The sequence below is a fragment of the Bradyrhizobium sp. WU425 genome (genome assembly GCF_021052305.1).
In the GTDB taxonomy this organism is placed as follows: Bacteria; Pseudomonadota; Alphaproteobacteria; order Rhizobiales; family Xanthobacteraceae; genus Bradyrhizobium; species Bradyrhizobium canariense_D.
The window spans coordinates 2,356,833-2,378,255 of the sequence record NZ_CP088089.1; the positions used below are offsets into that span (position 1 = coordinate 2,356,833).

The window sequence follows — 21,423 nt, forward strand, 5'->3', positions numbered from 1 at the left end:
AGGCCCTGCGGCTCAGGCAAGGCCCGCATCCGGTTTGGCCGAGGGGAGACCCGTGCAGACGACGCTGCTCGGATTGGCGATTGCCTTTATCTTAGCGCTGCTGGCCGCTCTGATCGGACCGTACTTCGTCGACTGGAACCAGTTCAGGCCCCAGTTCGAAGCAGAGGCCGGCAGGATCATCGGCGTGCCGGTGCGGGTGGCGGGCGAGCTCGACGCGCGGCTGTTGCCGGCGCCGACGCTGCGGCTGCGCGCGGTCACCTTCGGCGGCAACAACGATCTCGGCCGCCTGCGCGCCGACAAGCTCGATGTCGAATTCAGCCTGAGCTCGCTGATGCGCGGCGAATGGCGCGCCACCGAGCTTTCGGTCAATGGCATGGCGGTCGATCTCGGCCTCGACGCGCGCGGGCGGGTCGATCTGCCGTCCACCGCGAGCGGGAGCTTCAATCTGGCATCGCTGGCGATCGAGCGGCTGAATCTCACCGGTCGCATCGCCCTGCATGATGCCGCCAGCCATTCGACACTGGAGCTCAACGACATCGCTTTCTCCGGCGATGTGCGCTCGCTGGCCGGCTCGGTCCGGGGCGACGGCAGTTTTGCCCTCAGCGGCGTGCGCTATCCGTTCCGCGTCTCCTCCGGCCCGAGCGCCGACGGCAATGCCACCCGCCTCCACCTCAACATCGATCCCGGCGAGCGCGCGATCCTCGCCGATCTCGAAGGCGTGCTCGCCTTCGACAACCGCCTGCCGAAATTCGAGGGCGCGCTGACGTTCGCCGTGCCGGCGCCGAAGAAGCCGGGCGAGGCGGGGCCGATGCCCTGGAAGCTCACGACGAAACTCAAGGCTGATCCGGCCGGCGCCAAGTTCGAGCAGGTCGACGCCAGCTTCGGGTCCGAAGACTCCGCGCTGAAGCTCGGCGGCGTCGGCGATATCAGGTTCGGGGCTTCGCCGCTGCTGCGTGCGGTGCTGTCGGCGCGCCAGGTCGATGCCGACAAGCTGACCGGCAAGGACGAGCCGCAGCGCATCCTTCCGGCGCTCCGCGCAGGCCTCGCCGCAATCCCGCAGGCGCCGATCCCGGCACAGATCGAGTTCAACTCCGACCAGATCATGCTCGGCGCACGGCCGCTCCAGAACATCACGGCCGAGCTTGCGACCGACGGACGATCCTGGACCTTCCAGCGGCTCGAGCTGCGCGCGCCGGGACAGACGCAGCTCTCGCTCAACGGCGCGACGCCCGGCGCCGACAGCTTCAGCGGCCGTCTCAGCGTCGATTCCTCCGATCCCGATACGCTAGTGGCCTGGCTCCAGGGCCGCAGCGAGGTCAACCGCCGCAGCACGCGGCCGCTGCGCCTTGCCGGTGACGTGACCATCGCCGCCAACCATTTCGCCATCGACAGGCTGAAGGCCGAGATCGACGGCGGCGCGGTCGAAGGCCGCATCGCTTTCGTCCAGACCGGCGCGAGCAAGGGCTCGCGGATCGACGCGGAGCTCAAGGCCGACCGCCTTGACCTCGATGCGGCCGCAAGTTTTGTGCGCGCGCTTTCGGGACCGCAGGGCGAATGGCCGGAGGAAGCGAAGCTGTCGCTCGATATCGGCCGCGCGATCTCGGCCGGGCAGGAGCTGCGGCCGTTCACCGCGAAACTCGGCTACGGCCCCGCATCGCTCTCGCTGGAGCAGTTGCGGTTCGGCCAGGCCAGTGGCGTGACCACGGAAGCAAGTGGCAGCTTCGACCGCGCCAAGGCCACGGGCAAGCTCGCGCTGAAATCCTCCGCCAATTCGCTGCGCGATCTCACTGCACTGCTCGAGCCGTTTGCGCCATCGGTGCGCGCGCGCTTCGACGCCATCCCGTCGCTGCCGGCTGCGACCCGCCTGAAGCTCGACCTCAGCCTCGACAAGAACGCCGAGCACGCCGATCGCAACGACGCGCGCGCTGTCCTCGAACTCGACGCGCCGCAGCTCAAGGCCACCGCGACGCTGGCTGCGCAGACGCCGGTGGCCGCCGTCAACGGCATCGACGTCGACCGCTTGCGCAACAGCGACTTCACGCTGGACTCGAAAGTCGCGACACCGCAAGCCAGTGCACTGCTGGCGTTGCTCGGGCTCGATCGCGTGGTGGCCGCAGGCGAGGGCGCTTCGCAGTTCGAAGGCCGCTTGAGCGGCGCGTGGCGCCATCAGCTGCAATTGAATGCCAAGCTTAGCGGCGGCGGGCTGGATGCGGACGCACAAGGCAACGTCGAATTGTCGGAGCCGAAAGGCAGCGTAAATTTGCGCGTGCGCAACGCCAATCTGGGGCCGCTGTTCGGGACCAGCCCGGCCGATAAATCGGTGCAGAGCGTCAATCTGTCCTCGCGCGTCGGCCTCTCCGGCAACCGCCTGACCTTCAACGATCTCGAGAGCACCCTGGCCGGCTCGCATTTGCGCGGTCATCTGGCGGTGACGCTCGATCAGGAGAAGACCGTCGACGGCGAAGTCGGCCTCGATACGCTCGACCTCGTGCCCGCGCTCGCGATGGCCATCGGCGCGGCCGGACACGATGCCAATGCGCCGCTGAGTGCCGGGCTTCTCGGCGGCTGGCGCGGCCGCGTCGCCTTCCAGGCGTTGCACGGCACGTTGCCCGGCGGCATCGAGCTGCGCCCCTTCGGCGGTACGGTCCGGAGCGACGGTCAGTCGCTCGCGCTCGACGCAATGAAGGGCGGCGTCGGCGGCGGCGAGATGTCGGCGAGCCTTGATGCGCGCAATGGCACCAATGGTCTGACGCTCAACGCGCGCATCGAGCTCGGCAATGTCGACGCGGCGGCGCTGCGCTACCGCGACCTCGCGCTGGCGAAGGGACGAGCCTCGGCGCAGATGGCGCTGACCAGCCAGGGCCGTAGCGTCGCGGCGCTCACCGGTGCGCTCGCCGGCAACGGTACGGTGACGCTCGAATCCGCTGAAATCTCCGGCCTCAATCCACGCGCCTTCGAAATCGCCATCCGCGCCAGCGACGGCGGCCAAATTGCCGACGACAATCGGCTGCGGCAGCTGGTCGAGCCCGCGCTGTCGGCGGGTCCGATTGCAGTGGCCTCGGCGCAGATCCCGTTCACGATCCGGGACGGGCGCCTGCGCGTCGGCGCAACGTCGCTAGAGGCGAAGAACGCGCGTGCCATCGTCTCCGGCGGTTACGACATCCCCGCCGACCAGGCCGACATCCGTGCCAGCCTGACGCCGATCATGACCGGGCTCTCCGGCGCGCCGCCCGAAATCCAGCTGTTCGCGGCCGGTCCCCCCGACAGGCTCAATCGCACCGTCGATCTTGGGCCGCTGTCGTCGTGGCTCGCGGTACGCACGATCGATCGCGAGACGCGCCGGCTGGACGCCATCGAGCGCGGCGAGCCGCCGCCGGCCACCGCCGCGTTGCCGACGCTGGTGTCGCCCGAACCGGCGCCGGAGCCGTCGCTCACGGATGTGCCGATGCCCGGCCGCGATCCGCGCCGTGCGCCGCCGCCGAAGCCCAAGTCCGATATCAGGGTTGCGCCGACGCCAAAGGCGCCGCAGGCCGCTCCCGCGGCACCAAGCCCGCCGCTTGCAAGCACGCAGATCGCGCCGCTGCCTCCGCCGATCGACGTCAGGCCGGCCCCGGGCCCGCCGCCCGCAAAGCCCAAGCCAAAGCCGCCGCTGGTGCTGACGCCGTCAAATCCGTAGGCGATAGTCCGTCATGCCCGGGCTTGTCCCGGGCATCCACGTTCTCCGTCCCAGGCGGTGAGACGTGGATGGCCGGGACAAGCCCGGCCATGACGCCGGAGAGACACCCCCACCCCAACCCTCTCCCGCAAGCGGGAGAGGGGGCGCAGCTTCCTCGTGACGTACCGGTAAACTCATTCTCTCGCTTTTTATCGAATTTTCCGCGGCAAAACTGATCTGCCGACTTTACCGGATTCTCGCGTTTGTTCCCTAGCCTCTGTTCCCAGAGGAACTCGGCGTCCTGCCGGCACAAGCAGGATGGCCAGCCAAGAACTGGGGTCATCGGGATGAACGGCGCGACAACACTTCTGCAGGATCTGGACGACGCAATCGCACGCGGCACCGACGAAAGCCGGACCAAGGCGTTGTGGCATGCGACCGACATTCTGATCACCGGTCGCTACAGCGACGACGAGATCAGCACGTTCGGCGAAGTCATCGGCCGGCTCGCCGACGAGATCGAGGTCGCCGCACGGGTGCAGCTCTCCGAGGTGATGGCAGCCTGCGATCACGCTCCGCTCAATGTCATTGCGCAACTCGCGATCGCCGACGAAATCGAGGTCGCCGGTCCCGTGCTGCGCGATTCCAATCGTATCGACGAGAAGCTGCTGGTCGAGAGCGCCATGACCAAGAGCCAGTCGCATCTGCTCGCGATCGCCCAGCGCAAGTCGATCGGCGAGGCCGTCACCGACGTGCTGGTCAAGCGCGGCGACCAGGAGGTCGTGACGTCGGTCGCCAAAAACGAGGGCGCGCGCTTTTCAGGTTCGGGTCTGCTCCACATGGTCCGCCGCGCCGAGGGTGACTCGATTCTCGCCGAGCAGCTTGGCCTGCGCAAGGACGTGCCGCGTCACATCTTCCAGCAACTGATCTCGAAGGCGTCGGAGGACGTCCGTCGCCGGCTCGAGCACGAGCGCCCGGAAATGATGGCGCAGATCCAGAGCTCGGTAAGCGACGTCACCGGCGATCTGCAGTCCAAGTTCGGCCCGTCCTCGCGCAGCTATTTCGTTGCCAAGCGCGTGGTGACGACGCAGTACCGGCAGGGCAACCTCAACCAGGACTCGATCTCGAACTATGCTCGCCAGCACCGGTCCGACGAGGTGCAGATCGGCCTGTCGCTGTTGTCGTCGCTGCCGGTCGACGTGATCGAGCGTGCGATGATGGACCGCAATCGCGAGATGATCCTGGTGCTGTGCAAGGCGCTCGACTTCTCCTGGGACACCACCATGTCGCTGCTGTTCCTCGGCGCCAAGGATCATCTGATCACGGCGCGCGAGCTCCACGACAACGAGCGCGATTTCGGCAAGCTCAAGATCGAGACCTCGCGCAGCGTCTTGAAGTTCTACCAATCGCGCAAGACCGGCACCGATCCCGTCACGGGTCGTCAGCCCGAGCTGCAGGTGCACTGAGCGGTACACCGAACAGGTACACCGAGCATCATCCGGGAATTGGCAGGGAGTATTTTCAATGTTGCCTCAATTCGGCACCGCAGTTCGCAAGAAGAACCTCAACAACGCCGCAGCCGGCGAGATCGGCGGCGGAGCAGCGGACCAGGCCTCGGTCGATGCGGCATGGCTCGTGCTGGAAGCCGCCAACGACCTCGGCGACCATGCCGCGATCGAGGCTTGCCGCCGCGTCATCGACGCCGAGCTGAACGGCACGGCGGCCGGCAGCGCGGATGTCGATCTCGTGCTCGGGTATTTCAGGTAGACTCCGCGGGCGTCCGCTCCATCCGCGCGATAGCGGCTGTTTCCACACCGTCATTGCGAGCGCAGGGCACCGCCGTCGCTCCTTCAACGGCACATTAACGCGCCGACAGCCCCAGACCGGGCGGCCATCCCGCGAACACGCGCATCGCACGCAGCTGTGATCTCCGGAACCGGCCGACGCGGGTAACGACCGAAGCTCCCCTTCGTACAGCCTTCAGCGAGCGTAGTCTCGCAGAGCTGATGGATGTGAAACCGGGGAGACATGGTCGGATGAAAGAGTTCAACGTCGCTGAGGTCGGGGGCGGTTCCTATCGTCCTCTTGCCATTCTGCGCTGGGTCATGGTGATCATCTTCGTATCGTTTGGCATGCAGAAATTCACGCCGCAATCTGCGCAGGGCATCGCGCAGTTCATCAGCAACAGCCCGTTCATCTCCTGGCTGTCGGTGTTCGGCCTGAGGGGAGAGGCCTATGTCCTCGGTGTCGCTGAATTCGTGATTGCGGCGCTGCTCGCGGCAGGCAGCTTCAGCCCGGTTTCGTCCGCCCTCGGTTCATTCATGGGCATGGTGACCTTTGCGATCACCTGGTCGTTCTTCTTCACGACGCCCGGTGTGGTCAAATGGAGCCTTTCATCCGATCCGATGGCGTGGAATCTGACCGGCGAATTTCTGTTCAAGGACATCGTCCTGCTGTGCGTTTGCGCGGTGTTGTTTCTGGCCTCCCTGCCGCAATCGGTTGTCCGGCTGCGCACCGGGTGATCGTCAGGCCGTCTCTCACCGCCGGATCCGGTAGAGGACGCCGTTCTCGCCGTGACGGAACGTGGTTCGCTCGAGGAGATAGTTGGACTTCTCCAGAACTCGGCGCGATGCGCCATTGCCGACATAGACCAGGCCAATGAGGGACGGCAGCTCATGGTGTAACAGTCCAATATCGGTGAGTGCGGTCGCGGTCTCGCTTGCAAGGCCACGGCCCCAGAATTCGCGCTTGAACGCGTAGGCAATCTCGATCTCGTCGACATCGTCCACGAGGATATGCCTGATGCCCGCTCGCCCGGCGAATGCCCCGTCTTTCGTTCGCAGCACCCACAGACCGAAGCCATGCTGATCCCAATGCGCCATATTGGCGTCGAGATAGGTCTTCGTCTTCTCCGCCGAACGGACGCCGCCGAGATAGCGCGAAACCTCGGCATCGAGATGCAACGCGACGAGGTCGGCGAGATGATTTTCACGAAGCCTTTCGGCGCTGAGCCTCGCCGTTCTGAAATGTTCCATTGGGAACAGATAGCCGCTTCCGAGGTGGGGCGTCGAGTAACATTGACGCGGAATGACTTGGCTGGCAGTGCTTTTCACCGTTGCAAGGACGCGCTTTCAGTTGGGCGGCCGGCCCGGGGCGAATGTTCCCAAGCGGAGTGGCAATGGATTTCGAGCGCGACATAGCCAAGATCAGCGGGATCGCTGCGGTCTCGACCATCCTCGACGTGGTCAGCCGGACCACCGGCATGGGGTTTACGGCCGTTGCCCGCGTCACCGAGGACAGGTGGATCACATGTGCCTCGCGTGACGAACTTGCGTTCGGGCTGAAACCCGGTGACGAGCTCAAGGTCGAGACCACGATCTGCCATGAGATCCGGCAGAGCCGCGAGGCGGTCGTCATCGAGAATGTCAGCAAAGACGCCGGCTACTGCAAGCATCACACGCCTGCACAATATGGCTTCCAAAGCTACATCTCCGTGCCGATCATTCTGCCCGACGGTTCATTCTTCGGAACTCTTTGTGCGATCGATCCGAAGCCGCGCAAGCTTCGGACTCCCGAAGTCATCGGCATGTTCAAGCTTTTTGCCGAGCTGATCGCGTCTCATCTCGACGCGGCCGAGCGCGTCGAACTGATCGAGAACAGGCTCGCGCTGGAACAACGCAATGCGGAACTGCGCGAGCAGTTCATCGCCGTGCTCGGTCACGACCTCCGAAACCCTCTTGCCTCGATCCAGGGCGGCCTGCGGCTTCTGAACAAGAAGGTCGATGACGAGGGGAAGAACTGGATCAACCTCCTGCAGGGAAGCGTGGGCCGGATGGCGGGCCTGATCGACAATGTCATGGACTTCGCCCGCGCGCGGCTCGGCGCCGGGATGCAGCTCAAGTTGAAAGAACAGCCACTCGAGCCTGTCATCAGGCAAATCGTCGCGGAGTTCGAGAACGTGCACCCGGATCGCGTCATCGAAACGGTCGTCAACGTTCCGGGACCTGTGAGAATCGACGCCGACCGCATAGGTCAGATGCTGTCCAATCTTCTCGGCAACGCGATTTCCTATGGCGCCGCCGACAAGCCGATCAGGGTGCTGGCGCAGACGACCGGCGCTGGCTTTGATCTCAGCGTTGCCAACAAAGGCGCGCCAATTCCGGCTGATGCGATCCCGCGCCTTTTCACTGCGTTCGATCGCGGCGACGTTCTGCCGAACCAGAAAGGGCTTGGGCTCGGACTGTACATTGCCCAAGAGATCGCGCGCGCCCATGGCGGGTTGATCGTCGCGTCGTCGATGCGAGATGAAACGGTGTTCACCGCGACGTTTCCGGCGAGCCCGGCCCGCGGCTGAGAAGGCGTGCTACGCCGGCCTAGCTTGCCGTCACGAAGCGTCGCGCCAATTCTCCGACAATACCATCATGCGCCTGTTTTGCGCGACGGTGCAACCGGCGAACAGCTGATAGCGCTGATTGTGCGAGGCTCTTTCCGGATGCGGTCCGGCGATTTTCTTGCGGGCAAGGCATTGTGCCTCTTCAGAGAGAGAGCTGCACGAAAACGTCCAGAGGATGTGAATTGGTTCACACACACGTGGTCGCTCCGGATTTACGGTACGCCTAATTCCGCGTAGAGCGGCCCGTTCGAACTATCTCGCTCAAGAGGGAGTTCAGGCTATGGCTAGCATCGTGTTGGGAATTGTCATTTCCATTTTACTATCGACACAAGCCTCCGCAGATCAGGTCCGTGACGCCGCGTCCGACCTGGTTCCTTCGCTGGTGCGCTGGTCCATCACGTTGTTGGGCCTGGTGGTGGCAGGCCGGTTGGCCTGGCAGGCTTTTGGCCGCGCGGTCAACATTGCCGAAGTCCCGACTTTCCCGCGATACATGACGACCCGGCAGCAGTATCGATTGGGCGGGTTCATCTTTGTCGTATTCTCATGCGGCTTCTTCCTTCTTCTCATCCATGAGAACCGCGACGTCATTGCCCTGGCGCCGCTGGTTCCTGCATTTCCAGTAGCCTTCATAGAGGCTGCGAAAAGTCAGTCTGCTCCGTACCTGACCGTCGTCGCCGCAATGGGGATCGTGTATCTGTTCCTCCTGACGAAGGAGGCTCAATGGAACGTCCTGCTGATGGTGCGCGATGTGATCCAGAGCTGGATCAGCGTGCCTCAGCTCGCGAAGCAGATCATGGCGCAAATCCGCTTTTCGCTGCGTGTGCCGCAGGAGGTGCTCTCGAAAGTCATCGCGAATTCTCCAGATGTCGTCGATCAGGACTTCCGCAAGGATCCGAACACCCCGGATCGGATGTGGGCGGAAATCTGTTACATGAAATGGTGGCTGACGCAGGGACGCGACACCGGAGATGACGCCACCTTCTTCACCGAGGACAGCTTTGGTTTCGACAAGCTGATGGCAGACTTCCAGCAGGGGGCGCCGACGATGAGCCAGTGGAAGGCTGGGACGTTGACGGGCCTTGCTGCGCCCCAGGCCACGCAACTGATCAAGGACCTCTACAATCGATTTGCCCGGCTTGTCGCGTGTTACCTGATCTATCGCAACGGCTCCCGCATCGACCTGCGCAATGAGGCCAGCAAATTCGGCATCGAAATCGATGCGCCCATTCACGACAATCCGCTACGGTACTGGATCGTCTATATCATTGCCTTGATCTGCTCCGTTTATCTGGGCGTGACCATTTCGGCCGTGATTTATGACGTGCTGCAAGGCAGAGGCGTCGTCTGGGCGCAGGACCCCAATCGCTCGATTGCATGGGTCATGTATTCGCTTTGCAATTATGGATTGGCAATCGTCGTCGTTCTCTTGCTTCGATTTGCGATGTCATCTCTGGGAAGCGATTCAGATCAGTCCCACCTCACCACTTATTGCTGGAGCTTCCTGGTCGCGCTCGCCGTAGGGCCCGCTGGTCTGACGTTGGCCGTGCATAACTTTGGCGAGGGCAATTTGCGGGAAATGTCCCTTGCCAGCCTTTACTTTGCGATGTTGCGGTGGGGCCTCGGGCCGGCGCTCGTGACAGTCTATATTTCGTACTATCTCGACAGGCAGAGCTGCTCCGATTTGCCGGACATCGACAATTCGATGCGAACGGTCGCGTGGCGGCTGTTCAATTGCTTCGGCTTTGCGGCAACCAATGTGTTCTTGCTTCTGCCCCAACTGCTGTCGCTGATGGCACAGGAGGGGGCAATCTGGGAAACCAATAAGCTGCGCTTCATTGCGGCTGGGACGACGTTCTGCCTGGCATTCGGCCTCGCATTGGCCGCGCAGTTCGCGCTCAAGAAGGAGCGGATTGGAACGGTGCTGGCGCATAAACCGGCTTGACGCCAGATATGGTCGGTCGTGGCGATGATGGCATCATGCTCCTGTTTTGCCCGACGGAGCAACTGGCGCAGCCCTGCGGCCGGACGATTTTCGCACAAGTGTAAGTCATTGATTTCACAACACCCGTCTACTGTGCATGGGGTTGTTTTCGCAGTTTTTTGTTTGGGGCCTACCCCGCCCCGAACGCGACCGCGACATTGTAGGTCAGAAGGCTCGCGGCATAGGCCAGCACCAGCATGTAGAAGAAGGTGACGGCCATCCAGGTCCAGCTTCCGGTCTCGCGCCGGATCACGGCCAGCGTCGATGCGCATTGCGGGGCAAAGATGTACCAGGCAAGCATCGACAGCGCGGTCGCGAGCGACCATTTCGTCGCCAGCACCTGGCCGATCTGCTCGGCCGCTTCCTTGCCGCCTTCGATCGCATAGACGGTGCCGAGCGCCGCGACCGCGACCTCGCGCGCCGCCATGCCGGGGATCAGCGCGACCGCGATCTGCCAATTGAAGCCGACCGGCGCCAGCAGCGGCTCGAGTGCCTTGCCGATGATCGCAGCGAGGCTGAAATCGATCGCCGGTTCGGTGGCGCCTGCGGGCGGCTGCGGGAACGAGGCCAGGAACCAGATCAGCACCATCATCGAGAAGATCGTGGTGCCGGCGCGGTGCAGGAACATCTTGGCCCGCGTGTAGACGCCGATCGCGATCGATTTCAGCCGCGGCATCTTGTAGTCCGGCAGCTCCAGCATGAACGGCGCCGGCGCATAGTCGCGCAGCATGAAGAATTTGATGAGAAACGAGACCAGCAGCGCGCTGATGATGCCGGCAGCGTAGAGGCCGAACATCACGAGGCCCTGGAGGTTGATGAAGCCCCAGACGTCTTTGGCCGGAATGAAGGCGGAGATGATCAGCGTGTAGACGGGAATGCGCGCCGAGCAGGTCATCAGCGGCGCGATCAGGATCGTGGTCAGCCGGTCGCGCTTGTTGTCGATCACGCGCGTCGCCATGATGCCGGGGATGGCGCAGGCGAAGCTCGACAGCAGCGGAATGAAGGCGCGGCCGTGCAGGCCGGCGCCGCCCATGATGCGGTCCATCAGGAACGCGGCGCGCGCCATGTAGCCGAAATCTTCCAGCAGCAGGATAAACAGGAAGATGATGATAATCTGCGGAAGGAACACGATGACGCTGCCGACGCCTGAGATCACGCCGTTCTGAAGGAAGCTCTGCAGCAGGCCGGCGGGTAAGGTCGCGTGCACGAACTCGCCGAGGGAGTCGAAGCCGGAATTGAGCAACTCCATCAGCGGCTGCGCCCAGGCGAACACCGCCTGGAACATCACGAACAGGATCGCCGCGAGCACGATCAGCCCCCCGACGGGATGCAGCACGACCGCGTCGATCCGCGCCGTCCAGGTGTCGGGCCGGCTGGGCAGGCTGACGCAGTCGGCGATGATGCGGTCGGCTTCGCGCTGGGTGGCGCGCAAGTCGGCCACGCTGAGCGCCCGCCAATTGTTCTCTCCCGGCTCGGCGGCGAGCTTTGCCGAAATCTCGTCGGTCAGCGACAGCAGGTCGGCCGTGCCGCCCTTGCGCACCGCGATCGAGGTGACCACGGGCACGCCGAGCTCCTTGGCGAGCCGCTCGACGTCGACAGTGATGCCGCGGCGGGTCGCGATGTCGAACATGTTGAGCACGAGGATCATCGGCCGGCCGGTGCGCTTGAGCTCCAGCAGCAGGCGGATGGTCAGGCGCAGATTGGTCGAGTCCGCCACGCACAGCACGAGGTCGGGCACGATCTCGCCGGTGGCCTTGCCGAGCACGAAGTCCCGGGTGATCTCCTCGTCCGGGCTCCGTCCGCGCAGCGAATAGGTGCCCGGCAGGTCGACCACGGAGACCTGGCGCCCCAAGGGCGTGACGAAGAAGCCTTCCTTGCGCTCGACGGTGACGCCGGGATAGTTCGCGACCTTCTGCCGGCTGCCGGTCAGCGCATTGAACAGCGAGGTCTTGCCGCTGTTTGGCGTGCCGACCAGGGCGAGATGCAGCAGGGGTGCTTCCATGGAATTGGGGTCCGGTCGCTTCAGGCGACGATAATGGCCATGGCTTCGCGACGGCGGACCGCGATGGTGATGCTGTCGACCCGCACGGCGATCGGGTCGCGGCCGACCAACCCCTCGTGCAGGATCTCGACCCGCGCGCCCTCGACGAAGCCGAGCTCGATCAGCCGACTCTCGAGTTCGATGTCCGAGAGTGCCGAGCCTGCGTCCTTGGGGGAAAGGTGCTGGATGACGCCGGTATAGCCGCGCTGGGCCAGGCCCAACGGCATCTGCGGACGCGTATCATGGATGTCGGTCATGCCCTGTATTTTCAACGCAGGGCATCGAGGTCAAGCGCGCTCGGTGGCTGGAACTGCACCTTAGAGTGATTTTAAAGTACCAGCTTCGTGACAGAGGCGATCGGCGCCAGGATCGGCGCCAAGGACCGGCGCAAAGACGGCTACTGGGCCGGGACCTTTTCCGCCTGGATAGCGGCCATGGCGCGGCTCTTGAAGTAGTCGAGCACGAACAGGCGGATCGCCGAGGACAGATTGCCCTGGTGGCGGTTGCTGTCGATCTCGCCGACCAGCTCGGACAGCGTCATGTTGCGCAGGCCGGAGATCTCCTTCATGCCGTTCCAGAACGCCTCTTCCAGGCTGACGCTGGTCTTGTGACCGGCGACGACGATCGACCGTTTCACGACAGGCGACTTCATGGCTGCTCCTCGCGATCGATCCGGTGCTGGTCCAGGTGCGTCTTCGCCTGATCCGCGCGCGTCTCCTCCGCCGACCGCTCCGCCTTCGTGCGGCCGAACTTCGTTCGGTTGGCGTCCGCCTGCTTCGCCGTGGCTTCCCGCTCGGCGCGCTTCCGGAAACGATTCAGGTTGATGACGTTCGCCATGTCGCGTCTCCATCATCCGATCCTCCGTGGGCAGGATGAAACATTCAGAAACTGTGCGCCGCATTGCGCCCGATGAGACTTGATCGCCATTCGCTTGTCCTCGTCAATCGACCCTTGGGCCATCAAACGATGAATTCCGCCCCGTGGGGGCGGAGGGGCTGCGTAACACGCAATCCCGCCGCGACATTGACGGTAATCAAATCCCGTCCTTTAAGCCCTACATTTAATGGAGCTAGGGGCTCCGTATCATTACGGATGGCTATCGGAATTCGGAATTTATCCCGGGCTGGTCATCTTCTCGGGGCGCACCAGGCGGTCGAATTCCTCGCTTGAGACGAAGCCAAGCCGCAGCGCCTCTTCCTTCAGGGTGGTGCCGTTGGCATGCGCCGTCTTGGCCACCTTGGCCGCGTTGTCGTAGCCGATCTTGGGGGCGAGCGCCGTCACCAGCATCAGCGAGCGCTGCATCAGTTCCTTGATGCGCTTCTCGTCGGCGCGGATGCCGCTGACGCAATGCTCGGTGAAGGAGCGCGCGGCGTCCGCCATCAGCCGGATCGAGTGCAGCATGTTGTAGGCCAGCATGGGCTTGTAGACGTTGAGCTCGAAATGGCCCTGGCTGCCGGCGACCGTGATCGCGGTGTGATTGCCGAACACCTGGCAGCACACCATCGTCATCGCCTCGCACTGCGTCGGATTGACCTTGCCCGGCATGATCGAGGAGCCCGGCTCGTTCTCCGGCAGCATGAGTTCGCCGAGGCCCGAACGCGGACCCGATCCGAGCAGGCGGATGTCGTTGGCGATCTTGAACAGGCCTGTCGCGACCGAATTGATGGCGCCGTGCGCCGATACATAGGCGTCGTTCGAAGCCAGCGCCTCGAATTTGTTGGCCGCGCTGGTGAAGGGTAGCTTCGTAATCCCGGCAACGTGCTTTGCGAACAGTTTTGCAAAGCGCGGCTTCGAATTGAGGCCGGTGCCGACGGCGGTGCCGCCTTGCGCCAGCGGATAGAGCTCCCTCACCGCGACCTTGAGCCGGGCGATGCCGCTTTCGACCTGCGCGGCATAGCCGGAAAATTCCTGACCGAGCGTCAGCGGCGTCGCGTCCTGGGTGTGGGTGCGGCCGATCTTGACGATCTTTGCGAACTCCTTCTCCTTCTTGCGCAGTGCACGCAGCAATTCGCCAAGGGCAGGGACCAGATCGGCGGTAATGCGGCTTGCCGCCGCGATATGCATCGCGGTCGGGAACGAGTCGTTCGACGACTGGCTCATGTTGACGTGATCGTTGGGATGCACCGGCTTCTTGGCGCCAAGCTCGCCGCCCAGGATCTCATTGGCGCGGTTGGCGATGACCTCGTTGAGATTCATGTTGCTCTGGGTGCCCGAGCCGGTCTGCCACACCACCAGCGGAAAATGATCGTCCAGCTTGCCCTCGATCACCTCGCGCGCAGCGCGGATGATGGCGTTGGCGCGGTGCTGGTCGAGCAAACCGAGCTCCTGGTTGGACTGCGCTGCGGCGAGCTTGACGATGCCGAGCGCATGCACGAGCGAGATCGGCATGCGATCGATGCCGATGCGAAAATTCTGGCGCGAGCGTTCGGTCTGCGCGCCCCAATAACGATCGGCGAGGACCTCGATCGGGCCGAAGCTGTCGGTCTCGGTGCGGGTCGCCGGGCGCGAGGAGCCGCCGGTCTTCGAGGGGGAAGTCTTCGAGAGGGAAGTTTTGGCCATGAGCACATCCATTCCGCCGCGCGAAATGCCGCGCGGCCTCATCATGTGCCTCTATATAGGGAGTTTGGCCGCCTGCGACGGGCGCCGACCCGATCTAGATCATTTCTTGCGGAAACGATCCAATCGCACGACTTCGGCGCCGCCCTGGTTCGGAGCCGCCGGCTCCTCAGTGCCTTCCGCAGGGTCAGTGGCAGGGGCCACCGCGACCGCGGACGGGGCGGGAGCGGCCGGCAAGGTCTCGGCCGAGACGTCGGCGACATCGGAGGTGTCGAACTGGAGGCCGAATTTCACGGACGGATCAAGGAAGCTCTTGATGGCGCTGAACGGCACGATCAGCCGCTCCGGAATGCCGCCGAAAGACAGGCCGACCTCGAAGCGGTCCTCGAGCACGGTCAAATCCCAGAACTGGTGCTGCAGGATGATCGTCATCTCTTCTGGATATTGGGCCAGCAGCCGCGACGACAGCTTCACGCCCTCCGCCTTCGACACGAAGGTGATGAAGAAATGATGCTCGCCGGGTAGTCCCTGGGACGCGGCGTCGGTCAGCACCTTGCGCAACACGCCGCGCAGCGCGTCGCGGGCCAGCACATCGTATCGGATATGATCGGTCGCCATGGTGGTCCTGTTGCATTCCAGGAGCTGGGCCCTGCCGGCCCGACTCGCCAAGTCGCAATAGTACCGCGCCTGACGGGTCAGCAGGAGTCCCCGCGGGGTAGGAAATAAGAGGTAAGTGGAGGCTTCTGTTGCCAGGTGCCTCCGAACCCCGCCTAACGGAGCTTAACCCATTAGGACTTCAGAATGGTCTTTCAAACTGCGTTACGCAGCCTGAGCAACCGGAGCAAAGTTGTCGTTGGCAACTATTGCATAGCCCGATAACGGCGGAACAATACCGGGAAAAAGAACGCCCTTTACGCCCTCGTCGATCCTATTTCGCCCCCGCCAAAGCCCGCTTTCAGGGCCAGCCCGCTGGTGGGCTTTGGTGGAGGCGCCGGGTACCGCCCCCGGGTCCGAATGGTTTATTGCGACGACCGTTTATTTCCATAGCCGGCGAACCGGCACTCCCAATATAGGGGGCAAACGTTTCAAATAACAGGTGTTTCGAGCGATCATTCCGAGGTTCCCTCTGGATAGGTTCCCGGCAGGCTTGGCCGCCTGCCGGCCGGCGTTCTAAGCTCCTGACATGTCCGAGGATTCCGCACCGGTCGCGCAACAACCAGTTCAAGAGCCGGACGGTCCAGCCACCAGCGCCGTTCCGCCGGGCTTGCTCGCGCTGTTCCTCGCCTTCGCCAGGATGTCGCTGGCGGGCTTCGGAGGGGTTTTGGTATTCGCCCGGCAGGCCATCGTCGAGCAGCACCGCTGGATGACGGCGGACGAGTTCAACGAGACTTTTGCGCTCTGCCATTTCCTGCCCGGGCCCAACATCGTCAATCTCTCGATGGTGTTCGGCGCGCGGCTGCGCGGGATCGCCGGCGGCATTGCCGCCTTTGCAGGGCTGTTGCTGCCGCCCACGCTGATCATGACGGTGCTCGCGATCATCTACGCCCGGTTCGGCGATGTGGACGTGCTGCGCCGCATCCTCGCGGGCATTTCCTGTGCGGCCGTCGGCCTCTTGATCGCGGTGGTCTTCCGGATGATGACGCCGCTGCTCAAGCGGCTGGACGCCTTGGCGCTCATCCTGATGCTGGGCGTGTTCCTCGCCATCGGCGTCCTTCGCCTGCCGCTCCAGGCCGTGCTTTTGGTCGCGATCCCCGTCAGCGTCGGCGCCACTTTCCTGATGCGGCGGAAGGTAGCAGCATGAACGCGGAGAACCCGATCTGGGGGCTGATCTCGACCTTCGGTCTGATGTCGCTGTTCGCGGTCGGCGGTGCCGCGGCGGCGGTGCCCGAGATGCACCGCATCGCGGTCGATGTGCATCACTGGATGACCGACAAGCAGTTCGCCGATGCCTATGCGATCGCGCAGCTCTCACCAGGTCCGAATGTGCTTATCGTCACGTTGATCGGCTATGCTGTCGCCGGCATCCCCGGCGCCCTGGCGGCGACTTTGGCCATGTGCCTGCCCACCGCGTTGCTTGCCTATTATGTCAGCCGGCTCCTCAACCGGCCGAACCAATCGCGCTGGCCCGGGCTGATCCAGGCTGCACTGGTTCCGCTCTCGATCGGCCTGATGGCGGCGAGCGCCCTGATCCTCGCCGAGTCGACCGATCGTACGCTTGCTGCGCTGCTTCTGACCGCGACGGTTGCAGTGGTCGCATCCGTCTCGCGCATCAATCCACTATGGATTTTGCTCGTCGGGGGCTTGTTGGGTTTTGCTGGCATTGTGTAATGAAAATGGCTAGGCAGGGATCCGGGCGGGGGCATCGATTTCCAGCCGATTAGAACAACAGTGCTCGTGGCTTACGGGTCGCGGAGGAGACATGCATGGCCGATACGATGGGCCACTCGGCGACAGCCAACCGAAACACCTCGGTGGTGATCAGCTTTTGTCTGCTGGCCATAGCGCCGCAGATTTTCGAATTCATCTGGTCGTTCGGGACGATCTTTGGCTGGGGCGCTGGACGCGGGCCGGCCGCCGTCGTCATCAGCCACGCGACTGCGCTGCTCGCGGGGGCGCCCGGCGCGTTGCTCGGGGCGGTCGGCGGTGACACCAAGAAGGCGTCATCCGATGTGCTGCTGGCGCTGATCTATTCCTATCCGATCTTTGCGGTGGCGATTCTCACGTTCTTCATGACGATCAGGTCCGCGCAGGACTATGTCGGCGGAATCGTGCTGATGGCGCTCGCCTTGTTCGCACTGTGGGCCTCTAGCGATTTGCAGGGGATGCGGGGCTTCTCCTTTGGCGCCGGCACGGCGCCGCGGATGTTTGGCGGGCTCCTCGTCGCACTTGGCGCCGGCATCGCGTTGACGGGGCTGCTGACCGACGGGCCCAGCATGGCGCACTATGCCTGGCGTGGGCCGCTCTTCGTGATGTTCTCGATCGTCTTCTTCGCGCTGGCGATTCGTCCGCTTGGGGTGGTGGTAACGGCGTTCGCAAGCTTCATGATCGCGGCGATGGGTACGCATGAGACACGCTGGGTCGAAGCGCTCATTGTCGGCGCCTGCCTGACGCTCGGCTGCGCGCTGCTCTTCCCCTACGTGCTAGGCCTGCCGATGCCGATGTTCCCGCGCTTCCTGGTTCAGTGAGGGTGTGATGTTCGATCTCTTCCACAATCTGGGCCTTGGTTTCGGTGTGGTGTTTCAGATCTCCTGGTGGTCACCCTGGTGGCTCTACGGTCTGTCGCTCCCGATCTCGATCAATATTCTCATGTGCCTGATTGGCGCATTGGTTGGCACACTGGTCGGCGTGCTGCCCGGTATCGGCACCGTCGCAACCGTGGCGATGCTCCTGCCGATCACGTTCGGATTGCCGCCGGTCGGCGCGCTGATCATGCTCGCGGGCATCTATTATGGTGCCCAGTACGGCGGCTCCACCACCTCGATCCTGGTCAATATTCCCGGTGAGGCGACGTCGGTCGTTACCGCCATCGACGGTCACCAGATGGCGAAGCAAGGCCGTGCCGGCCCGGCGCTGGCGATCGCGGCGATCGGCTCGTTCTTCGCCGGATGCGTTGCGACCGTGCTCATCGCCGTGCTCGGCGCGCCGCTGACCAAGCTCGCTCTGGCGTTCGGCCCGGCGGAATATTTCTCGCTGATGGTGCTCGGCCTGATCTTTGCGGTGGTGCTGGCCAAGGGCTCGGTCCTGAAAGCGATCGCGATGATCGTGTTCGGCCTGATGCTGTCGATGGTTGGCTCCGACATCGAGACCGGCGCCTCGCGCATGGCGTTCAACATTCCGGAGCTTGCCGACGGTCTCGGCTTTGCGACGGTGGCGATGGGCGTGTTCGGCTTCGCCGAGATCATCCGCAACCTCGACGCCGGCGCCGAGATGAACCGCGACCTCGTGCAGCAGAAGATCACCGGCCTGATGCCGACCAGGAAAGACCTGATCGACTCGGCGCCTGCGATCCTGCGCGGCACCGTGCTCGGATCGATCCTCGGTATCCTGCCGGGCGGCGGCGCGGTCATCGCGTCCTTTGCGTCCTACACGCTCGAGAAGAAGATCGCCAAGAACCCGTCGCGGTTCGGCCGCGGTGCGATCGAAGGCGTGGCGGCGCCGGAAAGCGCCAACAATGCCGCGGCGCAGACCTCCTTCATCCCGCTGCTGACACTCGGCATCCCGCCCAATGCCGTGATGGCGCTGATGGTGGGCGCGATGACCATCCACGGCATCGTGCCCGGTCCGCAGGTGATGCAGAAGCAGCCGGAGCTGGTTTGGGGCATGATCGCCTCGATGTGGATTGGCAATCTGATGCTGATCATCATCAACCTGCCGCTGGTCGGAATCTGGGTGCGGCTGTTGCGCGTCCCTTACCGGCTGATGTTCCCCTCGATCGTGATCTTCTGCGCGATCGGCATCTACTCGGTGAACAACGCGCCGGTCGACGTCATCCTGGCAGGCGTGTTCGGTCTGGTCGGCTACTGGCTGATCAAGCACGATTTCGAGCCGGCGCCGCTGCTGCTCGGCATGGTGCTCGGACCGCTGATGGAAGAGAACCTGCGCCGCGCGCTGCTGATCTCGCGCGGCGACTGGAGCGTGTTCCTGACGCGTCCGCTGTCGGCCGTGCTGCTCGGCATCGCCGCTTTCCTCCTGGTGCTCACGGTGCTGCCGGCGTTGCGTGCCAAGCGCGACGAGGTGTTCACCGAATCCGAAAACTAGGGGCGCCGCCAGCGTCGGCGCGCCGTGACCCGAACCCAAGCCGGCAAGTTGGCCAGCAGAATCAATCTGATAGACAAGGGGCGGGACGCTGAGTTCCGCCCCTTGTCGTTTGCACCGGGAGCGCTCACTTTTCCGGGTATAATGCGCATGGATGGCGAATCGCCGCTGTCGCAGCGCGGGGGCGGCCGCTAAGTTCGCCGCCTCCCCAAAGGCTCACGCACATGCACCAGTATCAGGACCTGCTCGAGCGGATTCTTTCAGACGGCGCCGAAAAGACCGACCGGACCGGCACCGGCACGCTGTCGGTGTTCGGCCATCAGATGCGCTTCAACCTGTCCGCCGGTTTTCCGATGCTGACCACAAAGCGCCTGCCGCTGAAGGCGATCGTGCACGAACTGTTGTGGTTCCTGAAAGGCGATACCAACATCAAATATCTGCGCGACAACGGCGTCACCATCTGGGACGAGTGGGCCGACGCCAACGGCGATCTCGGCCCCGTCTACGGCCACCAGTGGCGCTCCTGGCCCGCGCCTGACGGACGCAGCATCGATCAGATCGCGAACGTGATCGACATGATCAAGCGCAACCCGGACTCGCGCCGCCTGATCGTCTCGGCCTGGAATCCGGCCGAGGTCGACAAGATGGCGCTGCCGCCGTGCCACTGCCTGTTCCAGTTCTATGTCGCCAACGGCAAGCTGTCGTGCCAGCTCTATCAGCGTTCGGCCGACGTGTTCCTCGGCGTCCCCTTCAACATCGCCTCCTACGCACTGCTCACCATGATGGTGGCGCAGGTCACGGGCTTGAAGCCCGGCGACTTCGTGCATTCGTTCGGTGACACCCATCTCTATTCCAACCATCTGGAGCAGGCGAAGCTCCAGCTCACGCGCGCACCGCGCGCGCTGCCGGTGATGCGGATCAACCCCGACGTGAAGGACATCTTCTCCTTCCGTTACGAGGACTTCGAGCTCGTCGGCTACGATCCGCATCCGCACATCAAGGCCGCGGTCGCGGTCTGAAGTCGATGCAGCTCAACATCCGCCGTGTGCGTCCCGGTGAGGCCGGGCTGGTTCTCGCTTTCATCCGCGAGCTCGCCGAGTACGAAAAACTTTCGCACGAGGTCGAGGCGACCGAGGCTGACATCGCCGACGCACTGTTCGGCGAACGACCGCAACTCCATTGCGCTCTCGCCGAGTGGAACGGCGAGCCGGTCGGCTTCGCGGTGTGGTTTGCGAATTTTTCGACGTTCAGCGGCCGCCACGGCATCTATCTCGAAGATTTGTATGTGCGGCCATCGCATCGGGGCAGGGGCCTCGGCAAGGCTCTGCTCGTGCACCTCGCCAGGGAATGCGTCGAGAACGGCTGGTCGCGGCTGCAATGGGCGGTGCTTGACTGGAACGCGCCGTCGATCGCGTTCTACAAATCGCTCGGTGCCATCATGCTGGAGGACTGGACGCTGTGCCGCGTCACCGGTCCGGCGCTGACGCGGCTTGCCGGGAGCGCGACCTGATGGAGATCGTCTTCGTCGTCGCGATCGCGGAGAACGGCGTCATCGGGGCCGGCAACGCAATGCCGTGGCGAATGAAATCCGACATGGCGCGCTTCAAGGCGCTCACGATCGGCAAGCCCGTGATCATGGGCCGCAGGACCTTCGAATCCCTGCCCCGGCCGCTTCCCGGCCGCACCAACATCGTCGTCACGCGCGATGCGGATTATCGCGCCGCCGGCGCCATCGTGACGACATCGACTGCCGCCGCAGACGCCATCGCGCGCGGCGATGCCCTGCGGCGTTCGGTCGCCGAGATCGCCGTGATTGGCGGCGCCGAAATCTATCGGCAATGGCTCGATCGCGCCGATCGCCTCGAGATCACCGAAGTGCATGCCCGGCCCGAAGGCGACACGCATTTCGACATCGACAGGGCAGAGTGGGATGAGGTTGAACGCATCCGTCATCCTGCCGGACCCCACGACAGCGCCGACTACTCCTATGTGACATATCGTCGGCGGGCAGGCCATTAACCGCATTTGCCAATGTTAACATT

At 63.9% G+C, this 21,423-nt stretch carries 20 protein-coding genes and 1 other RNA gene; 13 read left to right on the forward strand and 8 right to left on the reverse strand.

All coding sequences use genetic code 11. The annotated features are described in order from the left end of the window. Positions 1 to 52 precede the first annotated feature (52 nt). From BcanWU425_RS11255 to BcanWU425_RS11270, 4 genes are all read left to right on the forward strand, one after another. Entirely contained in the window at positions 53 to 3,676 is a 3,624-nt protein-coding gene (locus BcanWU425_RS11255) for an AsmA family protein (protein ID WP_204512043.1), read from the forward strand. A 326-nt stretch (positions 3,677 to 4,002) separates the two neighbouring features. Continuing rightward, a complete protein-coding gene (locus tag BcanWU425_RS11260) occupies positions 4,003 to 5,121 on the forward strand; it encodes a DUF2336 domain-containing protein (RefSeq protein ID WP_018454318.1) in 1,119 nt (372 codons plus the stop codon). Positions 5,122 to 5,179: 58 nt separating this feature from the next. After that, positions 5,180 to 5,422 (forward strand): hypothetical protein, encoded by a 243-nt coding sequence (locus tag BcanWU425_RS11265; RefSeq protein WP_018454319.1) that lies wholly within the window; start codon positions 5,180 to 5,182, stop codon positions 5,420 to 5,422. Between the two features lie 269 nt (positions 5,423 to 5,691). Beyond that, entirely contained in the window at positions 5,692 to 6,177 is a 486-nt protein-coding gene (locus BcanWU425_RS11270) for a YkgB family protein (protein ID WP_085360657.1), read from the forward strand. A gap of 15 nt (positions 6,178 to 6,192) precedes the next feature. Here BcanWU425_RS11270 and BcanWU425_RS11275 read toward each other — a convergent pair whose 3' ends face one another. Beyond that, positions 6,193 to 6,690, reverse strand: a complete 498-nt coding sequence (locus tag BcanWU425_RS11275) for a GNAT family N-acetyltransferase (protein WP_018454321.1) — start codon at positions 6,688 to 6,690, stop codon at positions 6,193 to 6,195. Between the two features lie 143 nt (positions 6,691 to 6,833). Here BcanWU425_RS11275 and BcanWU425_RS11280 point away from each other — a divergent pair, with 143 nt between their 5' ends. Continuing rightward, a complete protein-coding gene (locus BcanWU425_RS11280; protein WP_018454322.1) occupies positions 6,834 to 8,009 on the forward strand; it encodes a GAF domain-containing sensor histidine kinase in 1,176 nt (391 codons plus the stop codon). Positions 8,010 to 8,328: 319 nt separating this feature from the next. Next, complete coding sequence (locus BcanWU425_RS11285; RefSeq protein ID WP_018454323.1) at positions 8,329 to 9,990, forward strand: hypothetical protein; 1,662 nt, start codon at positions 8,329 to 8,331, stop codon at positions 9,988 to 9,990. A gap of 169 nt (positions 9,991 to 10,159) precedes the next feature. On the opposite strand, the gene feoB is transcribed toward BcanWU425_RS11285, so the two are convergent. The 7 genes from feoB to ssrA form a co-directional block, all read right to left on the reverse strand. Further along, positions 10,160 to 12,031 (reverse strand): ferrous iron transporter B, encoded by a 1,872-nt coding sequence (gene feoB / locus BcanWU425_RS11290; RefSeq protein WP_018454324.1) that lies wholly within the window; start codon positions 12,029 to 12,031, stop codon positions 10,160 to 10,162. A 20-nt stretch (positions 12,032 to 12,051) separates the two neighbouring features. Beyond that, the gene (locus BcanWU425_RS11295) at positions 12,052 to 12,327 is read right to left on the reverse strand and encodes a FeoA family protein (RefSeq protein WP_018454325.1); all 276 of its coding nucleotides are present in this window, start codon (positions 12,325 to 12,327) and stop codon (positions 12,052 to 12,054) included. 140 nt (positions 12,328 to 12,467) lie between these two features. Next, positions 12,468 to 12,722 (reverse strand): ribbon-helix-helix domain-containing protein, encoded by a 255-nt coding sequence (locus BcanWU425_RS11300; RefSeq protein WP_204512042.1) that lies wholly within the window; start codon positions 12,720 to 12,722, stop codon positions 12,468 to 12,470. Further along, positions 12,719 to 12,907 (reverse strand): DUF4169 family protein, encoded by a 189-nt coding sequence (locus tag BcanWU425_RS11305; protein ID WP_085350267.1) that lies wholly within the window; start codon positions 12,905 to 12,907, stop codon positions 12,719 to 12,721. Before BcanWU425_RS11305 ends, BcanWU425_RS11300 begins: the two co-directional genes overlap by 4 nt. 276 nt (positions 12,908 to 13,183) lie before the next feature. Continuing rightward, positions 13,184 to 14,629 (reverse strand): class II fumarate hydratase, encoded by a 1,446-nt coding sequence (gene fumC, locus BcanWU425_RS11310; RefSeq protein WP_231190453.1) that lies wholly within the window; start codon positions 14,627 to 14,629, stop codon positions 13,184 to 13,186. Positions 14,630 to 14,728: 99 nt separating this feature from the next. Next, positions 14,729 to 15,244 (reverse strand): SspB family protein, encoded by a 516-nt coding sequence (locus BcanWU425_RS11315; RefSeq protein ID WP_018454329.1) that lies wholly within the window; start codon positions 15,242 to 15,244, stop codon positions 14,729 to 14,731. A 114-nt stretch (positions 15,245 to 15,358) separates the two neighbouring features. Then, positions 15,359 to 15,725: a transfer-messenger RNA gene (ssrA, locus tag BcanWU425_RS11320) on the reverse strand. Positions 15,726 to 15,809: 84 nt separating this feature from the next. Between ssrA and BcanWU425_RS11325 the strand changes: the two genes are divergently transcribed. From BcanWU425_RS11325 to BcanWU425_RS11355, 7 genes are all read left to right on the forward strand, one after another. After that, a complete protein-coding gene (locus BcanWU425_RS11325; RefSeq protein ID WP_018454330.1) occupies positions 15,810 to 16,427 on the forward strand; it encodes a chromate transporter in 618 nt (205 codons plus the stop codon). Beyond that, positions 16,424 to 16,954: a chromate transporter gene (locus BcanWU425_RS11330; protein WP_018454331.1), complete on the forward strand. Its 531-nt coding sequence runs from the start codon at positions 16,424 to 16,426 to the stop codon at positions 16,952 to 16,954. Before BcanWU425_RS11325 ends, BcanWU425_RS11330 begins: the two co-directional genes overlap by 4 nt. 95 nt (positions 16,955 to 17,049) lie before the next feature. Further along, positions 17,050 to 17,811 carry a tripartite tricarboxylate transporter TctB family protein gene (locus BcanWU425_RS11335; protein ID WP_018454332.1) on the forward strand — a complete coding sequence of 254 codons (762 nt, stop codon included), beginning with the start codon at positions 17,050 to 17,052 and terminating at the stop codon, positions 17,809 to 17,811. A 7-nt stretch (positions 17,812 to 17,818) separates the two neighbouring features. Then, positions 17,819 to 19,384: a tripartite tricarboxylate transporter permease gene (locus tag BcanWU425_RS11340; RefSeq protein WP_018454333.1), complete on the forward strand. Its 1,566-nt coding sequence runs from the start codon at positions 17,819 to 17,821 to the stop codon at positions 19,382 to 19,384. Positions 19,385 to 19,605: 221 nt separating this feature from the next. Beyond that, entirely contained in the window at positions 19,606 to 20,400 is a 795-nt protein-coding gene (locus tag BcanWU425_RS11345) for a thymidylate synthase (protein WP_007613362.1), read from the forward strand. 5 nt (positions 20,401 to 20,405) lie between these two features. Further along, positions 20,406 to 20,891 (forward strand): GNAT family N-acetyltransferase, encoded by a 486-nt coding sequence (locus BcanWU425_RS11350; protein ID WP_018454334.1) that lies wholly within the window; start codon positions 20,406 to 20,408, stop codon positions 20,889 to 20,891. Then, on the forward strand, positions 20,891 to 21,400 hold the full coding sequence (locus tag BcanWU425_RS11355; RefSeq protein WP_204512041.1) for a dihydrofolate reductase: 510 nt from the start codon (positions 20,891 to 20,893) through the stop codon (positions 21,398 to 21,400). Before BcanWU425_RS11350 ends, BcanWU425_RS11355 begins: the two co-directional genes overlap by 1 nt. Positions 21,401 to 21,423 lie beyond the last annotated feature (23 nt).